Source organism: Azospirillum sp. B506 (assembly GCF_000333595.1).
Taxonomy (GTDB): domain Bacteria; phylum Pseudomonadota; class Alphaproteobacteria; order Azospirillales; family Azospirillaceae; genus Azospirillum.
Map to the genome: position 1 here is coordinate 1 of NZ_BADK01000135.1, position 3773 is coordinate 3773.

Genomic DNA, 3773 nt, shown 5'->3' on the forward strand with positions numbered 1-3773 from the left:
GAGACGATGTCGCGTAAGAGGTTCAGGGTGACGATTACGTCGAAGCGTTCCGGCTGGTCGGCCAGACGGGCGGGGCCGATGTCGACGATCATGTGGTCGGCTTTGATCTCCGGATAATCGGCCGCGATCTCATAGAAAATCTTCAGGAACAGCCCGTCCGTCATCTTCATGACGTTGTCCTTGACGAAGGCCGTCACCTTTTGCCGGTGGTTGGAGCGGGCGTAGTCGAAGGCGTATCGGACGATGCGCTCCGACCCCGGCCGGGAGATCAGCTTCACCGACTGGATCACGTCGTCGGTCTGGCGGTGCTCGATCCCGGCGTAAAGGTCCTCCTCGTTCTCGCGGATGATGACCACGTCCATGCGCGGGTGCCGGGTCCGCACATAGGGGTGGTAGGACACGCAGGGACGGACATTGGCGAACAGGCCCAGCGTGGTGCGGGCGACCACGTTCAGCGACTTGTTGCCGTATCCCTGGGGCATGGTGATCGGCCCCTTGAGGAAGACCCGCGTCCGGCGGATCGACCCCCAGCCGGCCGCATCCAGCCCGCCGGGATGGCCCCGCTTGTAGACGGCCTCGCCGGCCGGAACCTCTTCCACCTTCAGCCGCGCGCCGGCCGCATTCATCACAGAAAGCACCGCATCCATAATCTCAGGGCCGATGCCGTCGCCGCGTGCGACCGTGACGGGGGTGATATCGCGCATGCACTCACTCCAAGGGGACGCGCGACCGTAGACGCAAACAGGGGCCTTTTTCAATGGTTGGAGGCAGCGACGGATCGCAGCATTCGGTGGTGGGCGCGCACTCCCCGCCCCCGTCCCCGGGGAGGGAGGGAGTGCGCAACCGGTCAGTGATGAGCGCCGGCAACGCCGCCATGGCCATCGGGCACGCCGATGCTGACATTCTGCATCATGCCCTGATCCTCATGGTCGAGGATGTGGCAGTGCAGAACGAATTCGCCGATGAAGCGCTCGTAGCGGGTACGGATCGTCACCTTGTAGATGCCCTTCGGGACGTCGGTGGAGGTGAGCGCGCTGCCGTTGTCGCTCTTCACCCAGATGGTGTCCTTCCACACACCCTTCATGCCGGCATAGTCGGGATCGCCCGATCCGGGCTCGCTGACGTCACGCCCGTCGGGACCGACGATCGAGACGATCTGGAACGGGTTGACGTGGATGTGGAAGGGATGGCTGACGAAATAGGATTCCAGCTCCCACTGCTGGGCGGTCCCCAGGATCACCGGCCGGTTGACCACGCCCGGCTGGTAGGCGGCGGCCCCCTTCGGGCCATAGGTGCCGTCGGGATTCTCCACGACCTCGAAGCTGTTGGCGACCTGGAACAGCGGGTTGGTGCGCTTGCCCCCCTGCGGCGGCAGATTGATGAAGAAGGTCAGCTCCTGCTTGGGCTGGTGCATCACCTCATGGTCGGAGATCGGCCGGTGGGCGGTGAACTTGGCGAAGCGCGGGCAATAGGGGGTGTCGACCATGGTCTTGCCGAAGCAGCGGGCGGTCAGCCCGTCGATGACCTCCTTGGCGACGGACGGCGCGTATTTCGTGGCGTTGACCGTCAGGCGGCGGATGGTCTCCTTCACCGGATCCTTGACCGCGCGGTCGCCCTTCACGCGGACGAAGCCAAGCACACCGGTGGAGGTGGCGGTCCGGTCCGGGCTGGCGTTGGCGGCCGCCGGCTTGTTGACGACGCAGTAGATGCCGGGTTCGGGGAAATTGACCAGCAGGTCGTCACGATAGCCCGGCTGCATCGGCACGCTGGTTCGCACCTGCCCTTCCTCCATGGTCAGGCCGTCGGCGGCCGCCAGGATGTAGGGCACCGGCTGCCCGGTGCAGCGTTCCTTGGCGAAGAGGTCCTGATCGGCGGCCGACAGGGTCTTTTCGCGCTGGAAGAAATCGGTGGGGTCGAGCTTGCGGAACTCCACGGTGATGGGGGAGCGGACGCCGCCATGGATCAGGCGCCAGCGCTCCGGCTCGCCGGTCCTGGCGTTGGCGAACATCGGACGGACGCGGCCGTTGACGGTGGTGAAACGTCCGGACTGTTCCCAGGTGCCCGGCCCGAACTGGTCATAGGACACGACCTCGCCGACCTCGCCCGGCGCGCAGCTCCAGTCGATGGTCTTGCCGTCGTCCTTGTACTTCAGCTTGCCGTCCCTGGTGCAGGCATAGGGGATCTGTTCGAACAGCAGGACCCGCTCGGTCATCGCCACGCCCTTGGGGCTGGACAGCAGGGTGTCGAGGTCGCCATTGGCGTCCGGCGTCGGCGGGCGGTCGCCGCGGATGATCAGAGTGCCCGCCATGCCGCTGCCGACCTGCAGGGCGGTCGAGCCATGTCGGTGCGGGTGGTACCAGAAAGTGCCGGCGGGGTGGTCGGCCGGAATGTTGTATTCATATTCGAAATCGACGCCGGGATTGATCGACACCAGCACATTGTCGCTGTTGCCGGTCGGGCTGACCCAGACGCCGTGGCTGTGCAGGTTGGTGCCGTTGAAGCAATGCGGGATGTTGATGTCCGCCGCCGCCTGGCTGGTGCAGTTCGGATCGGCCGGCAGGTCGTTGTGCAGCGTGATGCGGACCGTGTCGCCCGGCGTCGCTTCGATGGTCGGCGCGACATAGGGATGGGCGGGATCGACCTGGGTGCCGCGATAGCTGCGCAGCCGCACCGCGTCCGGACGGCCCTGGGACGGGTTGCGGATGTAGCCGTCGGTGAAGGAGACGAACAGGTCGTAATTGCGCGCCTGCCCGGTGTGCGGGCGGGCGGTCGCCTTGGGCTGCCGCATCAGGAGCGACCCGACGCGCGGCGATTCGGAATTGGTCAGCAGCGGCGGATTGCCGATGGACTCACCGGCCGGCTCCGCATTCTCCTTTGCCGCCAGGGCGCCCGCCGCGCCACCGAGCGTCAGAGGCACCAGCAGCCCAACCAAATATGCATATCTCATAAAATACTCCCTCAGGAGACTGCGTATCGGCGCATATGATTCCTGATAATTGATATTTTCAATGGATATGCACGCTTTAAGTCGGGATGCTCCACCGATCCGACGGATGCCCGGCGATGGGCGGGAGGCGGAGACCGGCGCAATGCTGAGTGGCGCGACACAATCCATTGCCGCTTATTGCTTGCCTGGGCCGGCGAATTTCCGCTCACTGCAACCGCTGTGACGGCGATCCGCCGCCGTACCAGAGGCCCGTTCCACGCATTCGGACCCGACGCGACATCATGAGCGACGCGCTTAATCGGAAGCCCCCTGCCGGTCCCACCAACGGCCCCACCATCGACCGCCGCCGGACCCTGGCCGCATCGGCGATGATCGGGCTGATCGCCGGCATCGACAATCTGGGCAACGGGCTGGCGATTGCGGCGCTGCTGTTCACCGGGCCGCTGGCGGCCGGGCTGAACGCCGGGGTCGGGGTGGTGCTGCTGAGCGCCGCGATCCTGGCCCTGCTGGTCGCCCTTCGCAGCACACAGCCGAACTCCGTCGCCCTGGTGCAGGAAACCGGGGTCGCCATTCTCGCCTCCACCGTCGCGACCATGGCGGCGGGGCTGGAGAGCGCGCCGGAGGGGGTGAGGGTCGCCACCGCCTTCGCCATCCTGGGCGGCAGCACGCTGGTGACCGGGCTGCTGTTCTGGGCGGTGGGGCGGCTGCGGCTGGGGCGGCTGGTCCGCTTCTTCCCCTATCCGGTGGTGGCGGGGTTCCTGGCCGGGTCGGGCTGGCTGCTGGTGGAAGGGGCGCTCGCCATGGTCAGCGGCCGGCACGGGACGCC

The 3773-nt window shown here is 66.4% G+C and carries 3 protein-coding genes; 1 reads left to right on the forward strand and 2 read right to left on the reverse strand.

The window, feature by feature from the left end; genetic code table 11:
* On the reverse strand, window positions 1-704 hold a 704-nt coding region (locus tag I71_RS04710), incomplete at its 3' end, for an isocitrate/isopropylmalate family dehydrogenase (protein ID WP_042691350.1).
* Window positions 705-847: 143 nt separating this feature from the next.
* The gene (locus I71_RS04715; RefSeq protein ID WP_049975922.1) at window positions 848-2947 is read right to left on the reverse strand and encodes a multicopper oxidase family protein; all 2100 of its coding nucleotides are present in this window, start codon (window positions 2945-2947) and stop codon (window positions 848-850) included.
* Between the two features lie 281 nt (window positions 2948-3228).
* Here I71_RS04715 and I71_RS04720 point away from each other — a divergent pair.
* The coding region (locus I71_RS04720) for a SulP family inorganic anion transporter (RefSeq protein WP_042691355.1) at window positions 3229-3773 on the forward strand (545 nt) is incomplete at its 3' end.